Origin of the sequence: Streptomyces katrae, assembly GCF_000966975.1 — a bacterium.
GTDB lineage: Bacteria > Actinomycetota > Actinomycetes > Streptomycetales > Streptomycetaceae > Streptomyces > Streptomyces katrae.
The window spans coordinates 1-4,272 of record NZ_JZWV01000953.1 but is presented as its reverse complement, the minus strand read 5'-3'; the positions used below and the strand labels follow the sequence as shown (position 1 = coordinate 4,272).

5 protein-coding genes are annotated in these 4,272 nt (G+C 74.5%); 2 read left to right on the top strand and 3 right to left on the bottom strand.

Translation table 11 applies throughout. The annotated features are described in order from the left end of the window. Window positions 1-71 precede the first annotated feature (71 nt). A complete protein-coding gene (locus VR44_RS30290) occupies window positions 72-938 on the bottom strand; it encodes an EamA family transporter (RefSeq protein ID WP_045950816.1) in 867 nt (288 codons plus the stop codon). 107 nt (window positions 939-1,045) lie between these two features. On the opposite strand from VR44_RS30290, the gene VR44_RS30285 reads away from it, so the two are divergent. Then, window positions 1,046-1,636 carry a helix-turn-helix domain-containing protein gene (locus VR44_RS30285; protein WP_045950817.1) on the top strand — a complete coding sequence of 197 codons (591 nt, stop codon included), beginning with the start codon at window positions 1,046-1,048 and terminating at the stop codon, window positions 1,634-1,636. Between the two features lie 5 nt (window positions 1,637-1,641). Here the strand turns inward: VR44_RS30285 and VR44_RS30280 are convergent, their stop codons facing one another. Further along, a complete protein-coding gene (locus VR44_RS30280; protein ID WP_045950815.1) occupies window positions 1,642-2,046 on the bottom strand; it encodes a CoA-binding protein in 405 nt (134 codons plus the stop codon). 91 nt (window positions 2,047-2,137) lie between these two features. Here VR44_RS30280 and VR44_RS30275 point away from each other — a divergent pair, with 91 nt between their 5' ends. Continuing rightward, window positions 2,138-2,767 carry a YigZ family protein gene (locus VR44_RS30275; RefSeq protein WP_045950814.1) on the top strand — a complete coding sequence of 210 codons (630 nt, stop codon included), beginning with the start codon at window positions 2,138-2,140 and terminating at the stop codon, window positions 2,765-2,767. A gap of 19 nt (window positions 2,768-2,786) precedes the next feature. Here VR44_RS30275 and VR44_RS30270 read toward each other — a convergent pair whose 3' ends face one another. Then, complete coding sequence (locus VR44_RS30270; protein ID WP_045950813.1) at window positions 2,787-4,061, bottom strand: vanadium-dependent haloperoxidase; 1,275 nt, start codon at window positions 4,059-4,061, stop codon at window positions 2,787-2,789. Between the last annotated feature and the right edge of the window lie 211 nt (window positions 4,062-4,272).

Sequence of the window (4,272 nt, the reverse complement as noted above, 5' to 3'; positions counted from 1 at the left end):
GGGTTCGGCCGCGGCGGCCGCGGGCCGGCCCGTCGCGGCGCCGTGGGGGCCCGGCCCGGCTTTCCCCGGGCTCAGCCCGCCGCGAGGAGTACCGTGCCCGCCAGGGCCAGGCCGGCGCCCGCCGCCTGGACGCTGCGCAGCCGCTCCTTGAGCACGGCGAAGGCGGCGAGGGCCGTGATCACCGGGTAGAGCGAGGAGAGCACGGCGGCCACCGTCACGGGGCCGTTCTGCGCGGCGAGCGAGTACGTTCCGTTGGCCGCGACGTCGGCGAGGCCGACGAAGGCCAGCGCGGGCAGCAGGCCCCACAGGACGCGCGGGCCGGTGCCCTCCGGCAGCGCGGGGACGCCGCGCCGGGTCTGCGCCCACAGGGCGGCCCCGCCGACGGCGACGTTGGTGACGCGCTGGACGAGGAGCGCGAGGAACAGCCCGGTGACGGTGGTGGAGGCCTGCGAGATCAGCGCCATCACCGCGCCGAAGCCGAAGGCCGCGACCAGGGTCAGCACCACCGCCTGCCGCTGCACGGGCGCACCGCGCAGCTCGGGCCCGCCCGCGAGGACGATGCCGACGACGGCCACCGCGATGCCCGCGAACTGGCCCGGCCCGGGCCGCTCGCCCAGCACCAGCCCCACCCCGACGGGCACGACCACCCCGACGGACCCCAGCGGCGAGACCACGCCCATCGGACCCAGGGCCAGGGCCTTGTAGAAGCTGAGCATCGCCGCCGGTCCGACCAGACCGGCCGCCACCGCGAACCACAGCTGCGGGCCGGCCTCGTGCCAGGCGCCGGTGGCGAGCACGACGGAGCCGAGCACGAGGACGGCGGCGATCTGCGAGACCACGACCACCGTGAGCGCCGGGAGGCGGCGCGTCAGCAGCCCGCCGCCGAAGTCGGCGAGGCCCCACAGCAGGGCTGTGGCCAGGGCGAACAGGGCGGTCATGGCAGGACCTCGCAGTACAGTTCGGTGAACGGTGGAGTGCAGCATCGAATACACCGCAGGTTAGTTCAGTCTGTTGAACTGTGTCATCCAAAATATTGGACGGAATGGTGTCGGATCTCGAACAGCTCACCCAGGCGCTCGCCCGGAACCTCAAGCGGTGGCGCGGGGAGCGAGGGTTCACCCTGGACGCGCTCGCGGCCCGCGCCGGGGTCAGCCGCGGCATGATCATCCAGATCGAGCAGGCCCGTACGAACCCGAGCGTCGGCACCACGGTCAAGCTGGCCGACGCCCTGGGGGTGAGCATCACCACCCTGCTCGACCACGAGCGCAGCCCGAGGGTGCACGTGGTGCTCCCAGGACAGGGAGTCCGGATGTGGTCCGGAGAGCCGGGCAGCGAGGCGCGGATGCTGCTCGGTGACGACCGGCGCGGACCGGTGGAGATGTGGATCTACCGGCTGGAGCCCGGCGACGGCACCGCGTCCGACCCGCACCCGGCCGGGACGTTCGAGATGCTGCACGTCACGGCCGGGGAACTCACGCTGGAGATCGCCGACGACCGGCACGTGGTGCCGGCCGGCGGGGCCGTCTCCTTCGAGGCGGACGTCCCGCACGCCTACCGCAACGACGGCGCGGTGCCGATGGAGATGACGATGGCCGTCTCGATCCCACCCGTGCAGGGGGCGGACGGCCACCGCTGACGCGGCTAGAGCGCCGGTATCTCGATGGCGGGGCAGCGGTCCATGACCATCTCCAGCCCCGCCCCGCGGGTCCGCGCGAAGGCGGCCTCGTCGATCACGCCCAGCTGGAACCAGACGGCCTCGGCCCCGGCGGCGACCGCCTCGTCCGCGACCTGGCCGGCCAGCGTGCTGTTCACGAAGACGTCCACCACGTCCACCTTGAACGGGATCGCCCCGAGCGAGGGGTAGCCCTGCTCGCCGTGCACCGTCTCCGCCTTCGGGTGGACGGGAACCACCCGCTTGCCGAACCGCTGGAGGACCCTGGCCACCCCGTACGCCGCCCGGTCCTCGTTGTTGGACAGGCCGACCACCGCCCAGGTGTCGCCGAGCTCGGTGAGGATCCTGCGGATGGTCTCCTGGTCGCCGTACACGTGCGCCGCCTCCTGCTGCTGCCTGCTCCGGTGGGTGGTTCCGCAGGCTCAACGGAAAGGACATCCGTCCGATTCCCCGTAGGGTGGACCGGTGAAGGCAGACCAGTACGAGACGGTGGCCCGCGAGGGGTCGCACGAGTCCGAGATCAACCGCTCGCGCTTCCTGTGCTCGCTCGCGCCCGCCGCGACCGAGCAGGAGGCGCAGGACTTCATCGCGCGGATCCGCCGGGAGCACCCCACCGCCACGCACAACTGCTTCGCCTACGTGATCGGAGCCGACGCCTCCATCCAGAAGGCCAGCGACGACGGCGAACCGGGCGGCACCGCCGGTGTGCCCATGCTGCAGATGCTGACCCGCCGCGACATCCGCTACGCCGTCGCCGTCGTCACCCGGTACTACGGCGGCGTCAAGCTCGGTGCGGGCGGGCTGATCCGGGCCTACGGAGGGGTCGTCGGCGAAGCCCTCGACGCGCTCGGCACCGTCACCCGGCACCGCTACCGGCTGGCCACCGTCACCGTCGACCACCAGCGGGCCGGCAAGACGCAGAACGACCTGCGCTCCACCGGCCGCGCGGTCCTGGACGTGCGCTACGGGGAGGCCGTCTCCATCGAGATCGGCCTCCCCGAGGCGGACGTGGAATCCTTCCGGGCCTGGCTGAACGACGTCACCGCCGGCACCGCCGGGTTCGAGCTCGGCGGAGAGGCCTACGGCGAGGGCTGAACCTCCGTGCGCGGGCCGGTCAGAGGCGGCCGGACAGCAGCCGGTCCGCGTGGCGCAGCGCGTACCGGCCGACCGTCTCGCCGAGCCGGGCGCCCGCCTCGTCGGCGGTGCGACTGTGGATCCCCGAGTACACCCGGGCGTCCACGTTGTCCCGGGTGAGCTGCGCCCAGCCCGAGTAGGCCCGGTGCACGCCCGGCGCGGTCGGGCTGGTCAGGTCGAAGGTCTCCGTCACCGGCCCGGCGAGCGCGTCCAGCACGGCCTGTGCCGCGCCCGCGTACGTGGCGTGGCCGCTGGGGTAGTCGGGGTGGGCCGGGGTGTTGTGCAGCGGGCGCCAGGCCGGGTCCGTGCCGATCGAGCCCGTACGGATCGCCGTCACCGGCCGCCAGCGGACGTACGTGTACTTGCTGTCGGAGGTCGCGATCTGCGTGTCGACGGACGCGGCGTGGAAGAGCGCGAGCAGCGCCGCCCGGTCGGCGGTCGAGCCGTGCGAGCGGGCCACGGCCACGCGCAGCACGTCCGTGTAGAGGGTCAGCGAACCGCTGTACCAGAAGTTCGCCGTCTCCGTCTGGCGCGGCGAGCGCACCGCGCTGTCGGCGGCGCCGTACGCACGCACCTCCTCCAGGTCGGCCCGGTAGCGGTCGGAGTCCAGGGCGGGCGGGGGGCCCAGCCGGAACTGGTCGGCGCGCTCCAGCAGGAAGGGCCTGGCCAGCCGGTTCCCGTACTGGATGGCGGGCGCGTAGCCGTCCGGGGTCGGCTGCCAGATCCCCGGGGCGGCCGGCGCTACCGGGAACGGGGTGTTCGAGGAGGCCGGGTCGAGGCCGTCACCGGCCCGGGCGGCGAGCACCGCCCTGGCCTGGCGGGCTCCGGCGGCCACGCCCCGGTCCTCGGCCGGGCCGTCCGGGATCCCGGAGAGCGAGGAGGCGAGGGCCCTGTCGAGGTCGTCCTTGCGGGACGGGGCGAGGGCGACCAGGACGTCGTGGACGGCGGAGGCGACGGCGGCGTCCTGGAAGCGGCCGCGGGAAGGGCCGCCGCCGGGGGCCTCCCGGGCGGCGCGGGCGGCGGCGATCCAGCCGACCGCCCAGGTGCGGCTGTTGGTGATCTGAGCCGGAGCGGCCGTCGCGGCGACGGTCCGCGCGGTGGTGTCGTACCAGTCGAGCACCACCGATCCGGCACCGGCCGGCTCCGGCCGCACGGGCGCGGCGGCCGAGGGGACGGAGACGGTCAGGGCGAGCAGGGCCGCGCAGCCGGCGGCGAGCAGAGCGGGGCGGACGCGGGAGGGGGACGGGAGAGGCATGTCCGCGAAGCTAGCCAGCGGCGGAGAGGGCGGACAAGGGCGCGAAGCGGCTGGCGGGGTTCGGCCACAGAGCTTTCGCACCACGGCCACGGTGCCGTAACGCCGGGGGCCTGCGGCGCCGCTCCCCGCCCCGGCGGGGCTATGCACAGCCCCGCCGGCGTTTGAGGCGCGGGGTCTGGGGCGGAGCCCCAGAGAACGGGTGAAGGGCGGG